This is a genomic window from Primorskyibacter sp. S187A (assembly GCF_049800955.1).
In the GTDB taxonomy this organism is placed as follows: Bacteria; Pseudomonadota; Alphaproteobacteria; order Rhodobacterales; family Rhodobacteraceae; genus JAKVBH01.
The window spans coordinates 1-22,661 of sequence record NZ_JBNAGA010000003.1 but is presented as its reverse complement, the minus strand read 5'-3'; the positions used below and the strand labels follow the sequence as shown (position 1 = coordinate 22,661).

At 59.1% G+C, this 22,661-nt stretch carries 23 protein-coding genes; 8 read left to right on the top strand and 15 right to left on the bottom strand.

All coding sequences use genetic code 11. The annotated features are described in order from the left end of the window. From ACP15S_RS17465 to ACP15S_RS17435, 7 genes are all read right to left on the bottom strand, one after another. Nucleotides 1-714 carry a DUF1194 domain-containing protein gene (locus tag ACP15S_RS17465; RefSeq protein ID WP_425040955.1) on the bottom strand — a complete coding sequence of 238 codons (714 nt, stop codon included), beginning with the start codon at nucleotides 712-714 and terminating at the stop codon, nucleotides 1-3. Nucleotides 715-732: 18 nt separating this feature from the next. Further along, nucleotides 733-1,806: a heme-dependent oxidative N-demethylase family protein gene (locus ACP15S_RS17460; protein WP_425040954.1), complete on the bottom strand. Its 1,074-nt coding sequence runs from the start codon at nucleotides 1,804-1,806 to the stop codon at nucleotides 733-735. Continuing rightward, entirely contained in the window at nucleotides 1,803-2,789 is a 987-nt protein-coding gene (locus ACP15S_RS17455) for a PDR/VanB family oxidoreductase (RefSeq protein ID WP_425040953.1), read from the bottom strand. The genes ACP15S_RS17460 and ACP15S_RS17455 overlap by 4 nt, the downstream gene beginning before the upstream one ends. Then, nucleotides 2,786-3,388: a dimethylamine monooxygenase subunit DmmA gene (gene dmmA / locus ACP15S_RS17450; protein ID WP_425040952.1), complete on the bottom strand. Its 603-nt coding sequence runs from the start codon at nucleotides 3,386-3,388 to the stop codon at nucleotides 2,786-2,788. The genes ACP15S_RS17455 and dmmA overlap by 4 nt, the downstream gene beginning before the upstream one ends. Nucleotides 3,389-3,451: 63 nt before the next feature. Continuing rightward, complete coding sequence (locus ACP15S_RS17445; RefSeq protein ID WP_425040951.1) at nucleotides 3,452-4,603, bottom strand: aminomethyltransferase family protein; 1,152 nt, start codon at nucleotides 4,601-4,603, stop codon at nucleotides 3,452-3,454. A gap of 174 nt (nucleotides 4,604-4,777) precedes the next feature. Further along, on the bottom strand, nucleotides 4,778-4,951 hold the full coding sequence (locus ACP15S_RS17440; protein WP_425040950.1) for a hypothetical protein: 174 nt from the start codon (nucleotides 4,949-4,951) through the stop codon (nucleotides 4,778-4,780). A gap of 27 nt (nucleotides 4,952-4,978) precedes the next feature. Then, a complete protein-coding gene (locus tag ACP15S_RS17435; RefSeq protein ID WP_425041303.1) occupies nucleotides 4,979-6,364 on the bottom strand; it encodes an ammonium transporter in 1,386 nt (461 codons plus the stop codon). A gap of 193 nt (nucleotides 6,365-6,557) precedes the next feature. Here ACP15S_RS17435 and ACP15S_RS17430 point away from each other — a divergent pair, with 193 nt between their 5' ends. The 7 genes from ACP15S_RS17430 (at nucleotide 6,558) to ACP15S_RS17400 (ending at nucleotide 14,159) form a co-directional block, all read left to right on the top strand. Next, nucleotides 6,558-7,454: a class II glutamine amidotransferase gene (locus ACP15S_RS17430; RefSeq protein ID WP_425040949.1), complete on the top strand. Its 897-nt coding sequence runs from the start codon at nucleotides 6,558-6,560 to the stop codon at nucleotides 7,452-7,454. A 1-nt stretch (nucleotide 7,455) separates the two neighbouring features. Continuing rightward, nucleotides 7,456-8,139: a protein GlxC gene (locus tag ACP15S_RS17425; protein WP_425040948.1), complete on the top strand. Its 684-nt coding sequence runs from the start codon at nucleotides 7,456-7,458 to the stop codon at nucleotides 8,137-8,139. Nucleotides 8,140-8,149: 10 nt separating this feature from the next. Next, nucleotides 8,150-9,496: an FMN-binding glutamate synthase family protein gene (locus ACP15S_RS17420; protein ID WP_425040947.1), complete on the top strand. Its 1,347-nt coding sequence runs from the start codon at nucleotides 8,150-8,152 to the stop codon at nucleotides 9,494-9,496. A 76-nt stretch (nucleotides 9,497-9,572) separates the two neighbouring features. Further along, nucleotides 9,573-10,901, top strand: a complete 1,329-nt coding sequence (glnT, locus tag ACP15S_RS17415) for a type III glutamate--ammonia ligase (RefSeq protein WP_425040946.1) — start codon at nucleotides 9,573-9,575, stop codon at nucleotides 10,899-10,901. A 180-nt stretch (nucleotides 10,902-11,081) separates the two neighbouring features. Then, a complete protein-coding gene (locus tag ACP15S_RS17410) occupies nucleotides 11,082-11,576 on the top strand; it encodes a GFA family protein (protein ID WP_425040945.1) in 495 nt (164 codons plus the stop codon). 540 nt (nucleotides 11,577-12,116) lie between these two features. Then, complete coding sequence (locus ACP15S_RS17405) at nucleotides 12,117-13,451, top strand: NAD(P)-binding domain-containing protein (RefSeq protein ID WP_425040944.1); 1,335 nt, start codon at nucleotides 12,117-12,119, stop codon at nucleotides 13,449-13,451. Next, a complete protein-coding gene (locus ACP15S_RS17400) occupies nucleotides 13,452-14,159 on the top strand; it encodes a type 1 glutamine amidotransferase (protein ID WP_425040943.1) in 708 nt (235 codons plus the stop codon). Here ACP15S_RS17400 and ACP15S_RS17395 read toward each other — a convergent pair. The 5 genes from ACP15S_RS17395 to ACP15S_RS17375 are packed head-to-tail and all read right to left on the bottom strand — an operon-like array spanning nucleotide 14,156 to nucleotide 18,043. Then, nucleotides 14,156-14,590, bottom strand: a complete 435-nt coding sequence (locus ACP15S_RS17395) for a hypothetical protein (RefSeq protein ID WP_425040942.1) — start codon at nucleotides 14,588-14,590, stop codon at nucleotides 14,156-14,158. The two genes, ACP15S_RS17400 and ACP15S_RS17395, sit on opposite strands and share 4 nt — an antisense overlap. Continuing rightward, a complete protein-coding gene (locus tag ACP15S_RS17390; RefSeq protein WP_425040941.1) occupies nucleotides 14,587-14,964 on the bottom strand; it encodes a hypothetical protein in 378 nt (125 codons plus the stop codon). Before ACP15S_RS17390 ends, ACP15S_RS17395 begins: the two co-directional genes overlap by 4 nt. A gap of 13 nt (nucleotides 14,965-14,977) precedes the next feature. Continuing rightward, a complete protein-coding gene (locus ACP15S_RS17385; protein ID WP_425040940.1) occupies nucleotides 14,978-15,190 on the bottom strand; it encodes a DUF2805 domain-containing protein in 213 nt (70 codons plus the stop codon). A gap of 48 nt (nucleotides 15,191-15,238) precedes the next feature. Then, entirely contained in the window at nucleotides 15,239-15,652 is a 414-nt protein-coding gene (locus ACP15S_RS17380) for a group II truncated hemoglobin (protein ID WP_425040939.1), read from the bottom strand. Nucleotides 15,653-15,658: 6 nt separating this feature from the next. Continuing rightward, the gene (locus ACP15S_RS17375) at nucleotides 15,659-18,043 is read right to left on the bottom strand and encodes a DUF1989 domain-containing protein (RefSeq protein ID WP_425040938.1); all 2,385 of its coding nucleotides are present in this window, start codon (nucleotides 18,041-18,043) and stop codon (nucleotides 15,659-15,661) included. A 151-nt stretch (nucleotides 18,044-18,194) separates the two neighbouring features. Between ACP15S_RS17375 and ACP15S_RS17370 the strand changes: the two genes are divergently transcribed. Continuing rightward, a complete protein-coding gene (locus tag ACP15S_RS17370) occupies nucleotides 18,195-19,040 on the top strand; it encodes an EamA family transporter (protein ID WP_425040937.1) in 846 nt (281 codons plus the stop codon). Here the strand turns inward: ACP15S_RS17370 and ACP15S_RS17365 are convergent. From ACP15S_RS17365 to ACP15S_RS17355, 3 genes are all read right to left on the bottom strand, one after another. Then, nucleotides 19,025-19,906 (bottom strand): bifunctional 5,10-methylenetetrahydrofolate dehydrogenase/5,10-methenyltetrahydrofolate cyclohydrolase, encoded by an 882-nt coding sequence (locus tag ACP15S_RS17365; RefSeq protein WP_425040936.1) that lies wholly within the window; start codon nucleotides 19,904-19,906, stop codon nucleotides 19,025-19,027. The two genes, ACP15S_RS17370 and ACP15S_RS17365, sit on opposite strands and share 16 nt — an antisense overlap. Continuing rightward, on the bottom strand, nucleotides 19,903-20,802 hold the full coding sequence (gene folD, locus ACP15S_RS17360; protein ID WP_425040935.1) for a bifunctional methylenetetrahydrofolate dehydrogenase/methenyltetrahydrofolate cyclohydrolase FolD: 900 nt from the start codon (nucleotides 20,800-20,802) through the stop codon (nucleotides 19,903-19,905). Before folD ends, ACP15S_RS17365 begins: the two co-directional genes overlap by 4 nt. Nucleotides 20,803-20,976: 174 nt before the next feature. Then, entirely contained in the window at nucleotides 20,977-22,653 is a 1,677-nt protein-coding gene (locus ACP15S_RS17355; RefSeq protein WP_425041013.1) for a formate--tetrahydrofolate ligase, read from the bottom strand. Nucleotides 22,654-22,661 lie beyond the last annotated feature (8 nt).

The window sequence follows — 22,661 nt, the reverse complement described above, 5'->3', positions numbered from 1 at the left end:
TTACCTGTCTGGGTTCACACGGCTGAAAAAAGGCAGTTCCAGCTCTCGTTCGAGCTTGCGTTTCATGGCCCGCGCATAATCAGCATAGCCATTGGCCACGAGTGCAAAAGCACCGGGCCCATGGATGACTTCGGCCTCGAAATAGGTGCGTAGATCATTGGGTTCGATCCCCGGCCCCTCCCCACTTGCCACGCGCGGATTGCCTATGACAAGCGCGTTGACCGTAATGCGGTCGAACCCAGCACCGTAGACCTGCCGCGGCAGTGGGCCCACGTTATTGCGCCCATCGCCTGACACGTCGATGGTGTGTTTCCAGCATGCTGGTCGTTGCGCAAGCAAACCGCGCCCGAACGACAGGGCCGTACCCAGCGCGGTTTTCAAACCCGCGCGCACCTTGCGATGGCTTTCGATACGCGCAATCACGCCTTCCAACGCGGCGGCACTGTCGATGTCGGTCCAGGGAAGGATCAGAAACTGATGGTTGCGTGACGACCACTCAAACACCGCAAGAGTGACCGGGTTGTCCGTATCGGCCAGCAGGATGGCGCGGATATCAGGATGCCCCAGGGCAAAGGCCAATCCGCTGACTTGCTGCTGATACTCCAGCCCATCTACGGATCCCGATACATCGAGCGCCAGGACCAAGGCCTGCCTGCAGGCGGATGTGGCCCCCGCCCAGATCACGAAAAGAAGGGCCAGCCAGGTCAATCGCATGGCCGGCCCTCTCAGCGTTCAGGTGGATTTTTTGAGCGGCGGTTCCGTCTCAAGATCAGGAAAAACGCCGGGGCTTGTGGGCAGACCGTCATCAAACTGGCTCAAGTAATCGAGCATCATCGGACGGTTGTCGATGAAGCCCTTATACGTTGCCAACTCCTCCGGCAGATCCCGGATCACGCGGTGCAACCGCCGTCCCCACTTGGGCATGGTCATCAAGTCCTGGAAGCTGCACAGATAGCAGCGGATCGGGAAGACCAGCGCATTGGAGCGCGGCAGGCGGAAGAAGGTTTGCAACTCGACGCGCAGATGCTGTTTCGCGCCGATATTCTCGGGCGTGAGCGTCGTCTTCTGGATGCCCCATTTGTGGTAGTTCTCGGGGCTGGTATCAAGGAGCGGGTTCACCGTCATCGTCCAGTTCAAGCGCCGCGCGGGGGCGCCTTGCTGGATGTTGAGGAGGAACTTCAACGCGCGTTTGAAGATCCCCATCTCATGGGCGAGCGGCACAGGCGCGTGCCATTCGAAGAAATTCATGCCGATATCGAAATCGAGCGACCAGTCAGCCTGTGTCGTGACCATGCCCGCATCCATCCAGAGCATCTCGTCGCGCTGATCCAGCACACAGAAATCGCCTTGCGCCTGCCGGGTGATGTATTCCATCGGGCCGTAGGGCAGCGTGGTCTCATCAAGGAAGGTGAAGCTGTCATCGATGCCCAGCGGCTTGTTGATCCAGCGCCATTGGTTGCCGTCGCGGTGCAGCTCAAACAGGTCCGGGTAATCTTCGGATTTGGAGACCATGATAAGCTCGAGCAGATCCCACCCCGCCAGCGTCATATGCGGCAGCGACTGGCAGCGCAGCGGATCATCGGCCAGCACCATCGCCCGGTCGCGCATCTCCGAGACATAGTGCTCGTCAACATCAAAGCGCTTCTCGTAGACAGAGCCCTCGGGCCCGCCACGGTGCTGCTCCATGTTCACGGAATACATGTAGCTGTCTTCGTGGAACGGGAACGGAAACCGCTTGATCGCCCAATCGGAATTGTAGAACGAATAATCGTCGCGGAACGTCTCGTCGTTGAATTGGATTGTCATCTGTCGAGCTCCAAAGATTTACCGACAAAGCGGCTGACGCAGGGCATGATTTTCTTGCCAGAGGCGTGTTCGTCATCGTCCAGCCAATGATCGCGGTGAATGAACTCACCATCGGATGCGACAACATCGGTCTCACATTGGCCGCAAGCCCCGCCGCGGCACAGGAACGGCGCCTCAACGCCCACGCGTTCAATGGCTTCCAGCAGGCTTTCATTCTCACCGACCTGAATGGTCATGTCCGATTTGCACAGGCGCACCTCAAAAGGTTTGCCGGGCTGCGGCGCAGTGAATTCCTCCGAGTGCACCTGGGCGTCGGGCCAGCCCGACGCGGTGGCCGTGGCGTGCACCCAATCGATCATACCCTTGGGCCCGCAGACATAGGCATTCGTCCCCAGCGGCTGACCATCGAGCAAATCCTCAAGCGGAATGCTCTGGGACTGATCATCATAATAGACATGCACTTTGTTGGGGAACTTGTATTGCAGCTCCTGCACATAGGTGCCCAGCGCTTCCGTGCGCACCGAATAGTGCAGCTCCCAATTGCCATTCATCCGCTCAAGCTGTGCGATCATCGACATGAACGGCGTGATGCCGATGCCGCCTGCGAAGAAGAGATGCTTGCGCGCGCGCAGATCAAGCGAGAAGAGATTCACCGGATAGGTGATCGACATCTGATCGCCCACCTTCACGCGCGTATGCATGAAGAGAGAACCACCCCGACCCTGATCGTCGCGGCGCACCGAGATGGCATAGGTCGAGGTATCCGCCGGATCAGACATCAGCGAATAGGGATTGAGCCGCGTGCGACCGTCATCCTGCATCGTCACAACCGTATGCGCGCCGCCCGAGAAGGTCGGGAAGGCACCACCATCGGTGCGTTTGAATTCGAAGCGGGTCACAAGATCGTTGAGCGGCACAACCGCACTCACTGTGACGTCGATCTGCTCTGCGCCGGGCTTGGCTTTCTGAGGGGCGGCGCTCATGTGTACAGCTCCTTGGGTTCGGGCACATTGCCGGGATCTTCGGCATCGATGCAGACCCCCTGATAGGCCGCAAGTCGGCGCGAATAGTGATCGCGCACAAAGAGGTTCAACCCGCAATGGGAGCAGACAAACGGATCGGTCATCACGTCCTCGGTGATGCCTTTACAATGCACGCATTGCATCCGCCGCGCGACAGAGCCGCGATGCTCTGTCTGGATTGCTTCATGGGGGATGCCCGCCTGCATGGCTTCATTTTGCGCCTGCCCCATCAAGCCTTCGGTCCCTGTCAGATAGACCTGCAAACCTTGATGGGCATTGGCCAGAACATGACGCAACCGCTGCAACGACGCCTCAAAGGTGGGGCCTTCGTAGTATTGCGCGGGCTTGAGCGCTTTCAGTTTGTCGGAAAAATCGGTGCCTTTGGGAATGAAGATGATATGCGCTTTGGCCAACAAACCCGCATCCTGTGCGGCGAGATCAAGGAGCGCCTCTGCGCCCTCGGCATCCGCAATCATGAGATGCGCTTTACCGGGGCGGGGTGCGAGCGTGCCGTAGACGGGGCGGCTCTTGATGCTCTCCGGGAACTGAAACTTTGACATGACTTGGTCTCTTGCCTTGCTCTGAAAGGAAAAGGGCGCACCATGCGGCGCGCCCAGATCATATTAGCCTTTGGCCGTACGGATCGACTTGTCCTGATCGTAGAATGGCATCTCTTCCGCGGTCGCCGCAAGCTCCGTGCCATCGGGCTGCACGACGGTGAGCGCCGTGCCGGGCTTGGCAACAGACGGATCGAGCCGCGCGATGGCGACTGAATAGCCATTGAGCTCGGAGGACAGGCCATAGGTGATCACGCCGACATCTTTGCCATCGTGATGCACACGGGCGAACATTTCCATCTGATCCATCGCATCGCCCGAGAGCTTCACGCCGTAGATCTTGAAACGCTCCTTACCCTTCATGGCGTAGTGGTTCTCGGCGCCCACAAAGCCTACCTTGTCGGGCGAGACCGTGAAGTCGAGGCCCAGCTCCCACAGGCTATCGCCTGCTGGCGTGCCATCCTCAAACGGGAAGGTCTCGGAATTGTCGCCCGGATAGAACAGCAGGTAGCTCTCGATGCGCAGCATATCGAGCGTGCTGAACTGCGTGGGCCGCACATCATCGCCGCCTGTCTCAAGGATGTTGTCCCAGATATGGACCGCATCCTTGGCCCGGCAGAAGATCTCGTAGCCGCGCTCGCCGGTATAGCCGGTGCGCGAGATCATGACATCCCGACCAAACAAGCGCGTCTGCATGATCCCAAAATACGCAAGATCGCGAATTGCGGGGATCTGCGTTGCCAGAATGTCTACGGATTTGGGCCCTTGCAGGGACATATCGTGCAGGTCGTCATCAAACAGAACCGAGCAATTCTTGCCCGCCGCCGCTGCTGTGAGCTGCTCCATGCCAGTCCCGGTGCCGTGCACGACCAGCCAGGAGTTCACGGCAATATGGTAGATGATGCAATCATCAACAAACATGCCGCGCGTATCGAGGAAACAGGCATAGGTCGAACGGCCCGGCGCGATTTTCTCGACATTGCGTGTCGTCACCCGGTCGATCACATATGCCGCATCCGGGCCGGACACATGCACTTTCTTCAAACCCGAGACATCCATCAAACCTGATTTGGTCCGGATCGCCTCGTAGTCGGCCTTGGCGCGTTCTGGTGTGTCGTCATAGAACCAGGCTGTGCCCATTCCATTCCAGTCTTCCAACTCGCCACCGATCTCGGCATGGCGCTGTGCCAGTGCGGATGTTCTCCAAAGAATAGCCATGGGGCCCCCTGTTCTTGTGTTTTTGCTTCTCGGTATTCAGACGCATGCATGTATGAAAATCAATACTGCTATGCAGATTTTTTTCCTCTTAGGCAAATGTTCGAACTTGTCGAAACCGTCCCCAGAGTTCGCGCAAGGGGCCACGTCTCCGCGGCCCCTTGCAAAGCCAAAGCCTTACTTGTGCTTTTTGTATTTGCCGGCCTCTGCTTTTTGGCCGATGGCCAAAGCGACCACGCAAATCACGATCCCAATCAGCGCAAACAAGCCCGGTGCGGCGCCACCAGCGCCCATGAAGATAGGACCGGAAACATCCGTCCAAGTCCCGCCATTGTCATAGGGAAATCCCATTGGTTTCTCTCCTCTTTCTCAGGCTAGTTAGTTAGCAGCGGGAGCCGATGCCGGAATTCCTTCCGGATAGGCTTGCGCGGGTACTTTGACGGTATCGAGACCTGCGATCTCCGCTGCTTCCGGCACACGCAGCATGCCCACCATCTTGAGGATCAGCGACGAGATATAGCCCGTGCCCAGACCGATGGCGATAAAGACCACCGCGCCAACCGCCTGCCCCACCAAGGAAACGGTCGCCGCCCCTTCGCCGAGCGCCGCCGGATAGCCGGAGCCAAACACACCAAGCATCAACATGCCGTAGATACCAATGGTGCCGTGCACAGTGACCGCGCCGACCGCGTCATCGATTCCCATATTCTCGAGGATCGAGGCACAGGGCTTGAGGATGACGCCTGCAGAGAAGGCAATGATGAAGGCGAGCGCCGGATAGTAGATATCGAGGCCTGAAGCACAAGAGATAATACCCGCCAGCGCGCCGGACATCATCCAGAAGGGATCGCGCGTCATAACCCATGCTCCGATAATGCCACCGGCAACCGACATCAGGATGTTGAAGGCCAATGCGCCAAGGTTGGTCGGTGTGCCATAGATCGTGGTGTAGTTCGCACTCCAGGACCAAGCCTCACCACCGACAACCAGACAGGCCATCAGAAAGCCCCAGAAGCCCACGATAATGAGCATCAGACCGGTCGCCGTGAACGGCATATTGTGGCCTGGCAGGTCATTGGCCGTGCCATCTGGGTTAAACTTGCCGATGCGCGGGCCGAGGTTGATCAAAACGCCAAGCGCGAAGAACGCGGCAACAGCATGCACGAGACCAGCGGCACCGAAGTCATGCACGCCCCATCCCGTCACAAGCCAGCCATCAGCATGCCAGCCCCAGGCCGCGGCCAGCGTCCAGCTAAACCCGCCAAGGATCACCGCCAGAATGACGAATCCCACAGTCTGGATACGCTCGATCACGGCACCGGACATGATGGACGCTGTTGTTGCAGCGAATAATGTGAAGGCACCCCAGAACACGCCATCGATCTGGTCTTCCGTGTTCGGCCCCATGTAGGCGGCGCTTTCGCCCCAAGCCAGGGCAATGGAGTTCGCATAGGCGGTGCCGGAAATCCCGTTGGGACCTTCCGCAAACGATAAACCTGTGGGGAATGCCCAATACACCCACCAACCGAAGAAGTAGAAAGCGGGAATCACGAAGGCGAAGGCGAGGATGTTTTTGACACCAGACGAGAGCGCATTCTTGGCGCGGGATGCGCCCATTTCATAAGCTAGAAACCCCGCATGGATGATAATCATCAGCGGGATCGTCAAATAATAATAGGCCTCGGCAAACATTGTATTAGTCAGATTGCTCTTGGCTTCCATCGCTGCCACTTGGGCCGCGAGTTCGGCAAGTTGTTCTTCCAAGATTCCCTCCGTCATCTGTTGAAGCGCGCCTCTTCTTGTTCTTTGTGCACAAAGACGCTCACCCTAAGTGAACCAGAAGAAGTCCGATCTGCCTAGAAAAATTTGCCTAAGGTGAAAAAAATTTTCCTCGTGGTTGTCGGGAGCACAAAAATGGTGCTAGCGTCAAAAAAAACCAACACAGGAGAGCGTGCCAATGTGCGGCATTGTTGGACTATTCCTCAAAGACAAATCGCTGGAACCGCAGCTGGGAGACATGCTGACGGATATGCTCATCACGATGACAGACCGTGGCCCTGACAGCGCAGGCATCGCTATCTACGGCGCCGATAAAGACGGCACCGCGAAACTGACCGTACAATCTGACAATGCCGAAACGGCCTTTGACGGTCTGGCGGAGCGCCTCGGCGCCGATATTGGCGCGACAGTCTCGATCAGGGTCAAAGACACTCATGCCGTTCTGGAAATGCCCGAAGACAAGATAAAGGATGCCCGTGCCGCTTTGGCCAACATGGCAGGCAACATCCGCGTCATGAGCACAGGTGAAATCCTCGAGATCTACAAGGAAGTGGGCCTGCCAAAAGATGTGGCGGAGCGTTTTGAGGTCTCCAAGATGTCAGGCAGCCATGGCATCGGCCATACCCGCATGGCCACCGAATCGGCCGTCACAACCATGGGCGCGCATCCATTTAACACAGGCGCCGATCAGTGCCTCGTGCACAACGGCTCGCTGTCGAATCACAATTCCCTGCGCCGCAAACTGACGCGGGAAGGGGTCCATATCGAGACCAAGAACGACAGCGAAGTTGCCGCCGCCTATCTCACATGGCGCATGCAGAACGGTGCGACGCTGGGCGAAGCGCTGGAAAGCTCCCTCGATGATCTCGATGGATTCTTCACCTTCGTTGTGGGCACCAAGGACGGCTTCGGCGTTGTCCGTGATCCCATTGCCTGCAAACCCGCCGTTATGGCCGAAACCGATGCCTATGTCGCGTTTGGCAGCGAATACCGTGCTCTGGTCAACCTGCCGGGCATCGAAGACGCTCGCGTCTGGGAACCTGAACCCGCCACTGTCTATTTCTGGAACCACTGATATGCAGACGATCGATCTTGAAGCAGAAGGCCTGCGCCATCTCAACGCCACCCTGCACGCGCAGTCGCAGGAAACCAACCAGACCGCCTGGGAAATCGTGAACCCGCGTGGCTCCCATGCCATTGCCTGCGGCCTGGATGCTCCCATTGATGTGACCGTCAAGGGATCGACGGGCTACTATTGTGCGGGCATGAACAAGCAAGCCAATGTGCACATCAAAGGCTCCGCCGGACCGGGGGTGGCTGAAAACATGATGTCAGGCACCGTGATCGTCGATGGGGACGCCTCGCAATACGCCGGTGCGACCGGACATGGCGGCACATTGATCATCAAGGGCAACGCATCCTCGCGCTGTGGCATCTCGATGAAGGGCATCGACATCATCGTGCACGGCAATGTCGGCCACATGTCCGCCTTCATGGCACAGTCAGGCAACATCGTTGTCTGCGGCGATGCAGGCGATGCGCTGGGTGACAGCTGCTATGAGGCGCGCTTCTTCGTGCGCGGCGAGGTCAAGTCCCTCGGCGCGGATTGTGTGGAGAAGGAAATGCGTCCCGAACACATTGCCATTCTCGAAGAACTGCTCGAACGCGGCGGCTGTGATGCCAAAGCATCGGAATTCCGGCGCTATGGGTCCGCCCGGACCCTGTACAACTTTGACGTCGACAACGCTGGCGCCTATTGAGGACCTTCCCATGAAAGATCACGACGCACGGGGTATTCCCCACACAACGCCTCGCCAATCCGCGACATTCACACAGGACGTCAACAGCGACATCCGGCGTGCCGCGGCCACGGGGATCTACGACATTCGCGGCGGTGGCGCGAAACGCAAGGTACCGAGCTTCGACGACCTTTTGTTTCTGGGGGCCTCGATCTCGCGCTATCCGCTCGAAGGCTACCGCGAGAAATGCGAAACATCCGTCACGCTGGGCACGCGATTTGCAAAGAACCCGATTCAGCTCGACATCCCGATCACCATTGCGGGCATGAGCTTCGGCGCATTGTCAGGCCCCGCCAAGGAGGCACTGGGCCGGGGGGCAAATGCTGCAGGCACGTCCACGACCACCGGTGACGGCGGCATGACACCTGAGGAGCGCGGCCATTCGTCCAAGCTCGTCTATCAATATCTGCCCTCGCGCTATGGGATGAACCCCGATGACCTGCGCAAGGCGGATGCCATCGAGATTGTGGTGGGCCAGGGCGCAAAGCCCGGAGGCGGCGGCATGCTGCTCGGCCAGAAGATCAGCGACCGCGTGGCGGAAATGCGCAATCTTCCCAAGGGGATCGACCAACGCTCCTCCTGTCGCCACCCAGACTGGACGGGTCCTGACGATCTGGAAATCAAGATCCTCGAACTGCGCGAGATCACAGGTTGGAAAGTGCCGATCTACGTGAAAGTCGCCGGTGCCCGCCCGTATTTCGACACGACGCTGGCCGTCAAAGCGGGCGCGGATGTTGTCGTTCTGGACGGGATGCAGGGCGGCACGGCCGCCACGCAGGACGTCTTCATCGAACATGTCGGGCAGCCGACGCTGGCCTGCATTCGCCCCGCGGTCAAAGCGCTTCAGGATCTCGGGATGCACCGCGAAGTCCAACTTGTGGTCTCGGGCGGCATTCGCTCCGGTGCGGATGTGGCCAAAGCCATGGCGCTGGGGGCCGATGCGGTCGCGATTGGGACAGCGGCTCTCATCGCTCTGGGCGACAACGATCCCAAATGGGAAGCCGAATACAACGAGCTGGGCACTACAGCTGGCGCCTATGACGATTGGCATGAAGGCATGGACCCCGCCGGGATCACCACACAGGATCCCGAACTGATGAAGCGCTTCGACCCTGTCGAAGGCGGGCGGCGTTTGCGCAATTACCTCAAGGTGATGACGCTTGAGGCGCAAACCATCGCGCGGGCCTGTGGCAAGAACCACATGCACAACCTCGAACCCGAGGATCTGGTCGCTCTGACGATGGAAGCGGCGGCCATGGCCCAGGTGCCGCTGGCGGGAACCGATTGGTATCCCGGCAAGCCAAACACCTCCTACTGACCCAAACCGAAGGCGCGCCCCTCAGGGACGCGCCTTTTTTACAAACAAAAACAAGACGAACGATAGGGAACACTCCATGACCATTGATCTGGCCACATTTGCCAAGGACAACGGCGTCAAATACTTCATGATCTCCTTCACCGATCTCTTCGGTGGCCAGCGTGCGAAGCTGGTGCCTGCGCGGGCCATTGCCGATATGCAGGAAGACGGAGCGGGCTTCGCGGGCTTTGCCACCTGGCTCGATCTCACACCGGCCCACCCGGATATGCTTGCGGTCCCCGATCCTGAAGCTGTGATCATCCTGCCGTGGAACCGCGAGATTGCCTGGGTCCCCGCGGATTGTGTCATGGAAGGCGAACCTGTTGCACAAGCCCCGCGCAACGTGCTGCGCAAGTTGATTGCCGAGGCCGCCGAAGAAGGCATGCATGTCAAGACTGGTGTCGAAGCGGAGTTCTTCCTCTTGACGCCTGAAGGCGATCAGATCTCGGATTCCTTCGATACGGCAGCCAAGCCCTGCTATGATCAACAGGCCTTCATGCGCAGGCTCGATGTCATCCGTGAGATCTCTGATTACATGCTTGAGATGGGATGGAACCCCTACCAGAACGATCACGAAGACGCGAATGGCCAGTGGGAGATGAACTGGGATTTTGACGATGCCCTGCGCACCGCCGACAAGCATTCCTTCTTCAAGTTCATGACCAAATGCGTCGCCGAAAAGCATGGCTTCCGCGCAACCTTCATGCCCAAGCCCATCGAGGGTCTGACGGGCAACGGCTGCCACGCGCATATCTCCGTCTGGGATGCGCCCGGCGCGGATGCCAAGACCAATGTCTTTGCAGGTGAGGGCGAAGGCCAGACCGGTGAAGTGGGCCTGTCTGAGCGCGGCAAGCATTTCCTCGGCGGGATCATGAAACACGCAAGCGCCTTGGCCGCGATCACCAACCCGACGGTCAATAGCTACAAACGCATCAACGCCCCGCGCACCATGTCAGGGGCCACATGGGCGCCCAACACGGTCACATGGACGGGCAACAACCGCACGCATATGGTCCGCGTGCCTGGCCCCGGCCGCTTTGAGCTGCGCCTGCCCGATGGCGCCGCGAACCCGTACCTGCTGCAAGCGGTCATTATTGCCGCCGGCCTGAGCGGCATTCGCTCCAAGGCCGATCCCGGCAAACGTCATGACATCGACATGTATGCCGAAGGCCACAAGGTCCGCGGCGCACCGAAGCTGCCGCTCAACATGCTGGATGCTCTGCGCGAATATGACAAGGACAAGGGGCTCAAGGCGGCCATGGGCGATGAGTTCTCCGCCGCCTACCTCAAGATGAAGATGCAGGAATGGAACAGTTTCGTTTCCCATTTCTCGCGTTGGGAAAAAGACAACACACTCGACATCTGAGCCCGTTCCAAAGGCACAAAACAAGGCCGCTCCAACAGGGGCGGCCTTTCTGCGTCTGGGTGGCCCTTGATGGACACAGCGAATGGCGACTCTGAGCCCATACTTACTGGGATGCCGCAACGTGGCGAATGTCTTGGATCAAGCGAAGACAATCGTTGTGTTCGTTGCTACGCTAACAGAATGAAAGACGAAGACCTTACTCAAAATGGCGGCTGTTTGTGTGGCGCTGTCCGATTTGAAGTATCGGCAGAGCCTTACTATGTGGCGGTGTGTTCATGTACATTTTGCCAACGTCTTACCGGGTCAGACTACAACGTTGAGAGCATGTTTCGCGAACAGCAGTTTCGCCTGACACAAGGCGAAACAAAGGTATTCACGTATATGTCCGACGGAAGCGGTCAGCCTGTTCGCATACACTTCTGTGTGGACTGCGGGACCTATCTGTTTCTAAGACCGGACAGATTCCCCGACTGCGTTGGCGTGTTTTCGGGCTCCTTCGATGACCCGAGCTGGTTTCAACGTGATCCAACAACCGTTGGGTATTTCTTCACATCCGAGGCACCCCGAGGAATGATGATACCCGCCGGATTTGACACGTACACAGGCCATGCAAAAGCACTTGATGGCACTTTCAACGAAGCCAAACGTCACTCCGATCCGTTTATGGTGAAGTAAACCAAGGGCAAGGACCTTCTCCGTTCGATCGCGTCATCGTTTTTTTGAACGATTGCAATGGCCCCAATTTATTACCAAAAGCGGCCATTCAACCTCTGACCCGCAATGACGGCTTCGTCCCGCATAGCAGCCCTCGGCCGATGTTCAGCTCTTGGCCCTCACTATATGCCCTGGAGTGCCAGAACATATCGCCCTCAGCGCAATCATCCGCGCATTGCGGCAGGTCTGGCAAAGATCCCAAGAGCCGCGCCCATCCGTATCGCTAAGGCCGTCGCGGGCTCGATACCGAGTACACTGCAACAGCAGTAGACCGTCGTGTTCGAGCCACCGAACAACCGAACCAAAATCAACATAATAAAAGCCCAGAAGGTGAAAAATGGGCTCTCCTTCGGCAAAGTAGATCGTCCCGTTTCCGCGAGTCAGATCAACTTTCGGACCGTCAGTGGCACTTTTTGTCTTTCTCCGCAGTCAAATTAGTTGACTTAAGGGAATAAAAACGATCCCCTCTAGGAAACACTTTATCTCAATCAGGGGGACCCTATGACCAAGAGAATTGCAGTTCTGGGCGCCGGACCATCGGGGCTGGCTCAATTGCGCGCATTTCAATCCGCAAAGGCCAATGGCGAGGATATCCCCGAGATTGTTTGCTTCGAAAAGCAGGCCAATTGGGGCGGACTGTGGAACTACACTTGGCGCACGGGCCTTGATCAATATGGGGAGCCGGTGCATGGCTCGATGTATCGCTATCTGTGGTCCAACGGCCCCAAGGAAGGGTTGGAGTTTGCCGACTATTCCTTTGAAGAGCATTTCGGCAAGCAGATTGCCTCCTACCCACCCCGCGCTGTGCTCTTTGATTATATCGAAGGTCGAGTGAAAAAGGCCGGTGTGCGCGACTGGATCCGGTTTGAGCAGGCCGTGAGGAATGTGAGCTTCGCAGATGGAAAGTTCACCGTCACGGTCCGCGATCTGCCCAAGGACGAAATCTACTCAGAGGAATTCGACCACGTCATCTGCTGCACCGGGCATTTCTCGACACCCAATGTCCCGCAGTTTGACGGGTTCGACAAATTTCCCGGCCGCGTGCTGCACGCCCATGATTTCCGCGATGCGGTTGAATTCAAGGATCAGGACATTCTCATCATCGGCACCAGCTATTCAGCCGAGGACATCGGTTCGCAATGCTGGAAATACGGCTGCAAATCGGTAACCGTCAGCCACCGGACCGCCGCCATGGGCTACGACTGGCCCGACAATTGGCAGGAAGTGCCGCTGCTCACCTATATGGATGGCAAGACCGCCCATTTCAAAGACGGCACATCGAAAGAGGTCGATGCCGTGATCCTCTGCACCGGCTATCAGCACCACTTTCCCTTCATGGAGAACGACCTCAAGCTGGTCACTGCCAACCGTTTGGCCACAGCGATGCTCTACAAGGGCGTGGCCTTCGCGCCCAACCCCGCGCTCTTCTACATCGGGATGCAGGACCAGTGGTTCACCTTCAACATGTTCGATGCGCAAGCGTGGTGGGCGCGTGACGTCATCATGGGCAAGATTGCCCTGCCCGATCGCGCGGCAATGGAGGCCGATATCGCCGACCGCGAAGCACGCGAGGATGCCGGCGAGGATGACTACGACGCGATCTGGTATCAGGGGGATTACGTCAAAGAGCTCATCGCGGAGACGGATTACCCCAGCTTCGATCTTGAAGGCGCCTGCATGGCGTTCAAGGAATGGAAGGGCCACAAGAAGAAGGGCATCATGACCTTCCGCGACAATGGCTACAAATCCGTCATCACCGGATCCATGGCCCCCAAACATCACACGCCCTGGAAAGACGCGCTGGATGATAGCCTCGAGGTCTATCTCCAAAACTAAGTGAAGCTTCTCGTCTTCCAACACAGCGCCGGAGAGCCGCCCGCGGCCTTCGGCGCGCACGCTGAGGCAGCGGGCGATCAGGTCGATATTGTGCGGCTCTTTGATGGCGAGGCGGTCCCCGCATGCGCAGAGTATGACGCGCTCATGGTGATGGGCGGGCCGATGGACGTGTGGGAGGAGGACGCCCACCCTTGGCTCCGCCGAGAAAAGAGCGCAATCCGCGCGTGGGTTTTATCCGGTCGCCCTTACCTCGGCATCTGCTTGGGCCATCAGCTGTTGGCAGAGGCCATGGGCGGAACCTGCGCCCTCATGCCAAAGCCCGAAATCGCGGTCAGTGACGTGACCTTGTCAGTGAGCGCTGACGATCCCATCGTGGGTGCCCTGCCCCGGAGGTTTGCGGCCATGCATTGGCACGGTGTCGAGGTGACGCGGCCCCCGCAAGGCGCGCAGGTGCTAGGCTATTCTGAGGGATGCGCCAACCAGATGATGCGCATTGGTTCCAAAGCCTGGGGTCTCCAGTTCCACCCTGAAGTCCAACGCGGGACGGTAACCCAGTGGATGCAGGATCCCGGCAACTTGGCCTGCGCTGTGGATTGGCTGGGCTCCGAGGCGGCGGCTTGGGCATTTGTGGAGCGCAGTGAAGCGCAGGCGGATGATTTCGTGGAGCGCTCCGCGCGCCTCTATTCCGCCTTTCGGGCGCAGGTTTAGGGCGTCACCACGCGCAAGAAAACGAGCGTTTGCTGCAATGCCCCTTTGTCCTTAAGCGAAAGGCTCACACTCTGCTCCGCGATCTCGCCGGTGATCTGGTCAAAGCTATCGGGATGGTTGACCCGTGCACCGGCAACCTGCACGGGCGTCTCGGAGCAAAAGGCAAGTGCCGCGCTCAACGTGTCAAAATAGGTATGCGCGGCATCGGCCCGAAAGGCGAAAGACCAGTGGCAATGATGCGAGGTTTGCCCCGAGAGATCCCGCGCCGTGGCGCATTTGGCCGGGCCGACATAGGGCAGGAGCGGTGCGTCGTCCTGCGCGCTACCTTTTGCCAATAGCAGGAGCTGGCCACAGATTTCCGGCCGCGCCATGCCGCCACTTGTTTGTGAGCCCATCATGGCGAGGAACAGTGCAGCCAAGCCGACTTTCATTGCGCCACCAGCTGTTCGCCCTCCAATACTTGAAACGGCGTGGGTGGCGTTGCCCGGGAGACCCAATAATATGTGCCGCCATATTCCATAACGAACCAGCCTTCCCAAGCGGCATCCCCCGGCCAGATGCTCTGATACTCCTGTGCGGCGTCATCCACGCGCCATTCTCCCCGCGCAGACCGCGCGCCTTGCGGCGCGTAGATCGTGATACCATCGGCGCCGAAGAACTGCCGGTACATGGCACCCTCCCAACGCCCGATGGCCGTATTGCCAGTGAGAAGCGCGCGAATCTCATCGCCTGTGAGTTTGACCGATTGCGCCTGCGCTATCGCCGTGTTGCAGAGCAAAGCCAGTGCCGCCAGTAGAGTTTTCATCGTTCACTGCCCCCTATTTGTACCGCATGCGCCGATCCGAGAACGTCCGCACCCTACGCCGCCATGCACGATAGCTGCCCGGTTTCAGCGTGCGGCGCATAAGGTCTTTCACCTCATCGGGGCCGAGGCCATATTCCAGTTCGATATCTGTCCAGCCCACATGATCAGACAAAGCCATCTCCACGATGGCGCTGATATCAGCCTCTGACAAATCACGTTTTTTCATGCCGGGACATCTAAGCCGACCGAGGCGACAGACCACCATCCACGCCTGTTAAGGCGCTTCGCCCACCCGCCAATCCGGCACGTCATTGACCAGCATGAGCGCGGCCCGGCGCACCGTACGCCGTAAGGCTTCGATATGCGGGCCTGCGTGACCGCAGTCCTCGAGAGCCTTATCCCAGACGGAGAGCCATGCCTCGGCATCGACCTCGCGGATCGGGACATGGGCGTGGATCTCCCGCAGGTCCATATGGCCATGCCGCTCGCGGTAATAGGCCCGCCCGCCCATGAAACCCGACATGAATTCCACCTGCGCTTCGCGCGTATGCTCAATGCCGTGACCGCGAAAATGCAGGCGGTGAATGTCATGGGCGACGGGTTCAGTTTCCATCAGATCATAGAACCGAGTGACAAGGTCACGCAGCGCCGCTTCGCCACCGATCTGATCCAGCAAAACCTCACGCATGACAGATCACGACCGCGGCTTGGATTTGGTTGGATCATAGGCCGCCAGATCCGCGCGGACCGTTGCCGGCAAGCGTTTTTGATGACCATCGAGCTTTCCAATCTCCACCTGCGTACCCGCGTCCGCATGGGCCACATCGATACGCGCCATGGCGATGTTGCGCCCCAAGAGCGGGGAGCGCATGGAGGAGCAGATCTCACCCACCTGCGCACGTCCGATATGCACGCAATCGCCGTGGGCCACATCAACATTGCTGTCGATATCGAGCCCAACAAGCTTGCGCATCGGATGCTCCTTGCGCCGGATCAACGCATCCCGCCCGATGAAATCATCGGTCTTGGATTTGAGCGGACAGGTGAAGCCGATGCCTGCCTCAAACGGGTCGGTCTGATCAGAGAAGTCGTATCCGGCGAAGATCAGCCCTGCTTCGATCCGCACCATATCAAGCGCTTCCAGCCCCATGGGCGCGAGCCCATGGCCCTCGCCCGCCGCCCAGACCGCATCAAAGACTTCCGTCGCATGTTTGGGGTGGCAGAAAATCTCGTAGCCCAGTTCCCCCGTGTAGCCCGTCCGGCTGACCACGATCGGGATCCCGTCATGATCGCCAATCCGCGCAGGCGTAAAGCGGAACCAGGCAAGATCATCGAAATTCGGGTGATGCGGCGCCGTCCAGACGAATTTGCGCAGGATGTCACGGCTTTCGGGGCCTTGCACGGCAATGTTGTGTTGCATGTCTGTGGAAGAGCGCACCAGCACTTTTAGGCCCAGCTTTTCCGCCTGTTCACGAATCCACTCGCCGCCGTAGTCAGACCCGCCAATCCAGCGGAAATTATCCTTGGCCAGCCGGAAGACCGTGCCGTCATCGATCATCCCGCCATGCTCATAACACATCGCAGAGTAGACCACGCCAAGTTCGGGTAGTGTCTTCATGTTGCGGGTAAAGATATATTGGCAGAGCGCCTCTGCATCCGGGCCGGTAATCTCGAATTTACGCAGCGGCGAGAGATCCAGCACCACCGCCTTTTCCCGGCAGGCATGGTATTCTTTGATCGGCCCTTCGGTGGCCATGCAATTGGCCAACCAATAGCCGTTGTATTCGATGAAATTGTCGGTGAAGCGGTCAAAGCTCTCGTGAAACCCGGTTTGCTTGGTCATCTTTGGCTCCGCATCTGGTGTTGGCCGGTAGGCGATCTGGCGTTGGAATGTTTCGGCACCGCTGTAGGTGCGCACGTGAATGTCGGTCGGGTTCCAGCCATTGGCTGGGCTGGTATCGTCGGGACAGGCGGAGGAAACGCAGACCAGATCCGTCAGTGCACGCAGCAGCACATAATCACCCGGCCGCGACCACGGCTCGTCCGAATACATCACGCCATGCTCGTCCAGCCCGGTATTGAAGAAGAAGTTGATCGCCATCCATCCGGCCCGCGCGGTCACGCCACGATCGGCCAATGCTCCATTGAAATTGTCGGAGCAGTTGATGTGTCCAGGGTAGCCAATATCGTCATAATACTTGGACGAACAGGCCAGCGCGAAGGCATCGTGGCGCCCACAGGTATCCTGAATCACCTCCAGAAGCGGCACCATGTCCTGGTCATAGTATTTCGCATGCAGACCCGGCATCGGATAGGCATGCTCCATGATCGTCCGAGTGGTCGTGACGTCGAGGGCGTGTTCGATGCCCCGGTCGAGCTTACGCGCATCAAAACACTGGAAATCCGTACATTGGCGGCCATCCACATCAATGATCTGGATGTAGTCCCCCGCCTTCACGAAGTAGCTCTCGGCAGTTTGGGTGTGCACACGAATATCATCCACGGGATCCGCAAGCGGGTCAGGCAGTTCAAAACGCGCGGTCTGCTTGATGACGGCGCGGCGCAGATAGATGGTCAGCGGCGTTGCGGTGTCTTGTGCCTCAAAGTCCATGATCCCGTCGGGATTGGGGTGAGGCGCCGCGATGATGATCGTGCCTTCACGTTGCGCCTGATACTCAATCTTGTCGCCCGCAGGCGTGCTGCCGTCGAATTCGCGCAACGCCTCGCAATTGGCCAAATCAATGTCGCGCGCCTCGAGCCCCATGCGCAACGCCCTCAAGCTTTGGTTGGCGCTGCTCAGGAGAGCCATGAGACCAATCGGCTTGCCCTGTGCATGTGCGCCCAAAATCCCCGGCGCACTGGCCCCGCTTTTGTCACAAGCAACGATCTCGCAAGGCTGGCCGCCCTCGGTGTTGATCACCTCGATCCGATCACCCTGCTCCACCCGAACAAGCACCGCACCGCAGCCTTCGACGACGTAGCGCTCTGTGCCGGGCGGCATCGAAAACACCATTGGTTCGAGAATGCGGCTCGGCTTTGGCGGGCCCGGCACCACCTGAGGATAGGCATCATCCAGCATATCTTGCATCCTGCATTATGCACCTGTCTGGAGAAACAGATTTGCATGAGTGGAATAAAAGTTTAATGGTGAGAATAACAGCAAGCCTCAATCAATCAACCCGGTTCCACACCTTGCCGTTTCTTTTTCGCGTCCGGAGGACTTGCACACCATGACATCACTGACACTCGGGTTGATCGCAGCGCTGTGCTGGGGCCTGCACGACATCACTATCAGGTACCTGAGCAAATCCGTGCCGCTCCTCGCGGCACTGCTCTTTGTTCTGCTGGTGGGCGCAACATTTCAGATCGGCGTGTTGCTCGCGCTACAGGATGGAATCGCCTTGCCGGCGCGGGCCTTTTGGCTGTCCATTGCCGCCGGGGTTGCATTCCTCGTGGCAAGCCTCGGACTCTACTTTGCCTTTGAGCGCGGCCCGGTGCGCTTGGTGGCACCCGCCATCGCGAGCTATCCGATCCTGTCGATGATCTTCGCCGCGTGGTTCGGCGCCAGTATCACGGCATTGGATGCCTTGGCTGTCGGTCTGATCATCGCAGGTGTCAGCGCGGTCGCGTATTTCTCTGACGATAGTGACGCGCGCTATCCTCCCATGGGCCCAACTTTGGTACTTTCTCTGATATCGGCTGCAGGGTTCGCTTGCACGTTTAAACTGGGCCAACTCGCGGCGGTGTCTGGCGGCGAGATCGCGACAACTCTCGTCGCCCGCCTGACAGCATTGCTCTTGCTGGGCATCATAATCCTCGCGGCACGTCAGCCCAAGTATCCCGGAACTAGGGCCCTGCTGCCGCTGGGGGTCATGGGGCTTCTCGATGGGGTTGCCTTGCTGTCCGTCATCTCCGCCGCCAGCCTGCCAAGACCGGAATTCGCCGCCGTTGCCGCGTCGACATTCGGCATGCTCACCATCGTCCTCGCCTGGGCCTTCCTCAAGGAACGCATGCGGGTGGTTCAATGGCTCGGGTGTCTGCTGGCCTTTTCAGGCATTGCTTACTTGGCGCTCTGATCCAACCATCCCGCGGCGATCTGGCGCTGGTGCGCCACCGTGGCATTGCGCATCAAGATGGCAACCGTCACAGGCCCCACACCACCCGGCACCGGGGTGACCCAACCAGCGACATTCAAAACCGCATCTGTATCTACATCCCCCACAATCCCATCGCTGGTCTGATTGATACCAATATCAATCACGACAGCGCCCGGCTTGATCATGTCAGCCCCAATCAGATGCGCCTTGCCAACCGCTACCACAACCACGTCCGCACGGCGTGAATGCATGGCAACAGAGCGCGTCATGTGGTGACAGACCGTCACCGTCGCCCCTTCCGCCATCAGCATCATAGCCGCAGGCTTTCCAACGATTTCGGAATGCCCCACCATGACAACCTCAAGCCCTTCCAATGGAAGGCCCGTGGCGCGCACAAGCTCCACTGCCGCCGCCGCCGTACAGGGCGCGAGAGCAACATCATTGTAGATAATATTCCCGATGGACGCCGGGTTCATACCTTCTACGTCCTTGAGCGGATGGATCGCGGACTGCAAAGACCGCACATTAAGATGATCCGGGACCGGACGCTGCAAGATCACACCCAGAATACTGGGATCATCGTTCATGGCCTGAAGCCGCGTCTTACACTCTTCCTGAGTGACATCTGCGCCCCAGAACTCCTGGTCAAATGGCATACCAACGCCGCGCGCAACACGGGCCTGATTGCGGACGTAAACCGCAACCTCCGGCACATCCCCAATAGAAATCGAGACAAGTTTGCCGATCTTTGGTTGCGCCTCAATGTAAGCGGCAACCTCATCCAGAATACGCTGGCGAACAGGCGCACCCTTGAGCAGACGCGGGTCTTCCACTCGATCCCTCACGCGGTTAGTCCTTTGGGTTCTGTGAGTTTGTTGGCGCGGCAGCAAGCGGTGAGTGTGTTTGCGAGCAGGCAGGCGATGGTCATGGGGCCGACGCCGCCGGGCACGGGGGTCACGGCGGCGGCGACCTGCGTGGCCTCGGCGTAGTCCACATCGCCCAGAAGCTTGCTCTTGCCCGGCTTGTCGGGATGCGGGATGCGCGTGATGCCCACGTCAATGACCGTGGCGCCGGGCTTGATCCAATCCCCCTTGACCATCTCCGCGCGCCCCACGGCCGCCACGAGGATATCCGCCCGCCGCGCCACAGCCGGCAGATCCGCCGTGCGCGAATGCGCGATCGTGACCGTGCAATTCTCCTGCAACAATAGCTGCCCCATCGGCTTGCCAAAGAGGTTCGAGCGGCCAATCACAACCGCCTCCTTGCCCGACATATCCCCCAGCTGATCGCGCAAGAGCATCAGACAGCCCAAAGGCGTGCAGGACACCAGCCCCGTCTCCCCCGACGCCAGCAAACCGGCATTCACCACACTCAAGCCATCCACATCCTTGGCCGGATCAATCCGCGCCACAACAGCCCGCTCATCCAGATGATCCGGCACCGGGAACTGACACAGGATCCCATGCACAGACGCATCGGCATTAAGCTGATCAATCAGCGCAAAAAGCGCCGCCTCCGGCACGTCAGCCGGCAAACGATGCTCAAAGCTCGCCATCCCCACCTCAACCGTCTGCTTGTGCTTGGCCGCCACATAGACCTCAGAGGCCGGGTCCTCTCCCACAAGGATCACCGCCAGCCCCGGCGTGATGCCATGATCCGCCTTCAAGCGCGCCACATGCGCCGCAATCTGCCCGCGCACATCCGCCGCAAACGCCTTGCCGTCAATCTTCTGAGCCGTCATTCCCACGCCTCCTCTTCATCTTGCTAAGTAAACTCCGGGGGAGCCCGTAGGGCGGGGGCAGAGCCCCCTTTTGTTGAAACGCCTGCCGTGAAGCACCCAGAGTGACGAGGGTGTGGGACTCCGAGAGTTTGGCTTTGCCAAATTCTCTCTGTCCCACTCTTTTTTAAGCTCCGCTTAAAAAAGCCCTTCTATTTGTCCATCTTCATTAAGGTGAATGTTCTCGGCCGAAGGCACACGCGGCAGACCCGGCATCGTCATGATCTCACCGCAAACCGCCACGATGAATCCTGCGCCTGCGGACAGGCGCACCTCGCGCACCGGCACCGAGAAGCCCGTCGGCGCCCCGCGCAAGCTCGGATCGGTCGAGAACGAGTACTGCGTCTTCGCCATACAGACCGGCAGATGGCCGTAACCCTGCTCCTCCCAGAGCTTGAGCTGATCGCGGATCTTCTGATCCATCAGCGCCTCGTCCGCGCGGTAGATCCGCTTGGCGATGGTGTTGATCTTCTCGGCCAGCGGCATCTCATCGGCATAGATCGGCGCGAAGTTCGCACTCCCGGCATCGGCCACCTCCGCCACTTTGCGCGCCAGATCGCTCGACCCTTCCGAGCCCAGCTCCCAGTGGCGGCTCAAGACCGCTTCCGCGCCATGATCCGCCACGAAGTCCTTGATCGCCTGCACTTCCGCATCGGTATCCGTCACGAAGTGGTTGATCGCCACGACAACCGGCACCCCGAAGCTCTTCAGGTTCTCGATGTGACGGCCCAGGTTCGGACAGCCCGCCTTGACCGCATCCACATTCTCCGCGCCAAGATCGGCCTTGGCCACGCCACCGTTCATCTTCATCGCGCGGACCGTGGCCACACAGACCACAACGCTGGGCGACAGCCCCGCCTTGCGGCACTTGATGTTCATGAACTTCTCAGCGCCCAGATCGGCCCCAAAGCCCGCTTCCGTGACCACGTAATCCGCAAGCTTCAGCGCCGTCGTGGTCGCAATCACCGAGTTGCACCCATGCGCGATATTGGCAAAGGGCCCGCCATGCACGAAGGCCGGGTTGTTCTCCAGCGTCTGCACGAGGTTGGGCTGCATCGCGTCCTTCAAGAGCACCGTCATCGCGCCCTCGGCCTTGATATCGCGGCAGAACACCGGCGAACGGTCACGGCGGTAGGCCACGATCATGTCGCCCAGACGCGTCTCGAGATCCTTGAGGTCATTGGCCAGACACAGGATCGCCATGACCTCGGAGGCCACGGTGATGTCAAAGCCCGCCTCGCGCGGGAAGCCATTGGCCACACCGCCCAAGCTGGCCGTGATCTGGCGCAGCGCGCGGTCGTTCATGTCCACAACCCGGCGCCACTGGACGCGGCGGATGTCGATCTCCTGCTCATTGCCCCAGTAGATGTGGTTGTCGAGCATCGCCGAGAGCAGCGAATGCGCCGAGGTGATCGCGTGGAAGTCGCCCGTGAAGTGGAGGTTCATCTCCTCCATCGGCACGACCTGCGCATAACCGCCGCCAGCCGCCCCGCCCTTCATCCCGAAGTTCGGACCCAGCGACGCCTCGCGGATACAGACCATGGCCTTCTTGCCAATCGCGTTCAGACCATCGCCCAGACCCACCGTCGTCGTCGTCTTGCCCTCACCCGCAGGCGTCGGGTTGATCGCCGTCACCAGGATCAACTTGCCGTCCTCACGGCTCTTGGTCGAATTGATAAACGCCTGGCTCACCTTCGCCTTGTCATGCCCATAGGGCAACAAATGCTCGGACGGGATGCCCAACCTGTCCCCAATCTCCTGAATAGGCCGCTTAGACGCTTCGCGCGCTATCTCAATATCACTCTTGTAAGACATGTCCCTGT

Coding starts and splice junctions, on each gene's coding strand:
- ACP15S_RS17465 (WP_425040955.1), bottom strand. CDS start 714: ATGCGATTGACCTGGCTGGCCCTTCTTTTCGTGATCTGGGCGGGGGCC.
- ACP15S_RS17460 (WP_425040954.1), bottom strand. CDS start 1,806: ATGACAATCCAATTCAACGACGAGACGTTCCGCGACGATTATTCGTTC.
- ACP15S_RS17455 (WP_425040953.1), bottom strand. CDS start 2,789: ATGAGCGCCGCCCCTCAGAAAGCCAAGCCCGGCGCAGAGCAGATCGAC.
- dmmA (WP_425040952.1), bottom strand. CDS start 3,388: ATGTCAAAGTTTCAGTTCCCGGAGAGCATCAAGAGCCGCCCCGTCTAC.
- ACP15S_RS17445 (WP_425040951.1), bottom strand. CDS start 4,603: ATGGCTATTCTTTGGAGAACATCCGCACTGGCACAGCGCCATGCCGAG.
- ACP15S_RS17440 (WP_425040950.1), bottom strand. CDS start 4,951: ATGGGATTTCCCTATGACAATGGCGGGACTTGGACGGATGTTTCCGGT.
- ACP15S_RS17430 (WP_425040949.1), top strand. CDS start 6,558: ATGTGCGGCATTGTTGGACTATTCCTCAAAGACAAATCGCTGGAACCG.
- ACP15S_RS17425 (WP_425040948.1), top strand. CDS start 7,456: ATGCAGACGATCGATCTTGAAGCAGAAGGCCTGCGCCATCTCAACGCC.
- ACP15S_RS17420 (WP_425040947.1), top strand. CDS start 8,150: ATGAAAGATCACGACGCACGGGGTATTCCCCACACAACGCCTCGCCAA.
- glnT (WP_425040946.1), top strand. CDS start 9,573: ATGACCATTGATCTGGCCACATTTGCCAAGGACAACGGCGTCAAATAC.
- ACP15S_RS17410 (WP_425040945.1), top strand. CDS start 11,082: ATGAAAGACGAAGACCTTACTCAAAATGGCGGCTGTTTGTGTGGCGCT.
- ACP15S_RS17405 (WP_425040944.1), top strand. CDS start 12,117: ATGACCAAGAGAATTGCAGTTCTGGGCGCCGGACCATCGGGGCTGGCT.
- ACP15S_RS17395 (WP_425040942.1), bottom strand. CDS start 14,590: ATGAAAGTCGGCTTGGCTGCACTGTTCCTCGCCATGATGGGCTCACAA.
- ACP15S_RS17390 (WP_425040941.1), bottom strand. CDS start 14,964: ATGAAAACTCTACTGGCGGCACTGGCTTTGCTCTGCAACACGGCGATA.
- ACP15S_RS17385 (WP_425040940.1), bottom strand. CDS start 15,190: ATGAAAAAACGTGATTTGTCAGAGGCTGATATCAGCGCCATCGTGGAG.
- ACP15S_RS17380 (WP_425040939.1), bottom strand. CDS start 15,652: ATGCGTGAGGTTTTGCTGGATCAGATCGGTGGCGAAGCGGCGCTGCGT.
- ACP15S_RS17375 (WP_425040938.1), bottom strand. CDS start 18,043: ATGCTGGATGATGCCTATCCTCAGGTGGTGCCGGGCCCGCCAAAGCCG.
- ACP15S_RS17370 (WP_425040937.1), top strand. CDS start 18,195: ATGACATCACTGACACTCGGGTTGATCGCAGCGCTGTGCTGGGGCCTG.
- folD (WP_425040935.1), bottom strand. CDS start 20,802: ATGACGGCTCAGAAGATTGACGGCAAGGCGTTTGCGGCGGATGTGCGC.
- ACP15S_RS17355 (WP_425041013.1), bottom strand. CDS start 22,653: ATGTCTTACAAGAGTGATATTGAGATAGCGCGCGAAGCGTCTAAGCGG.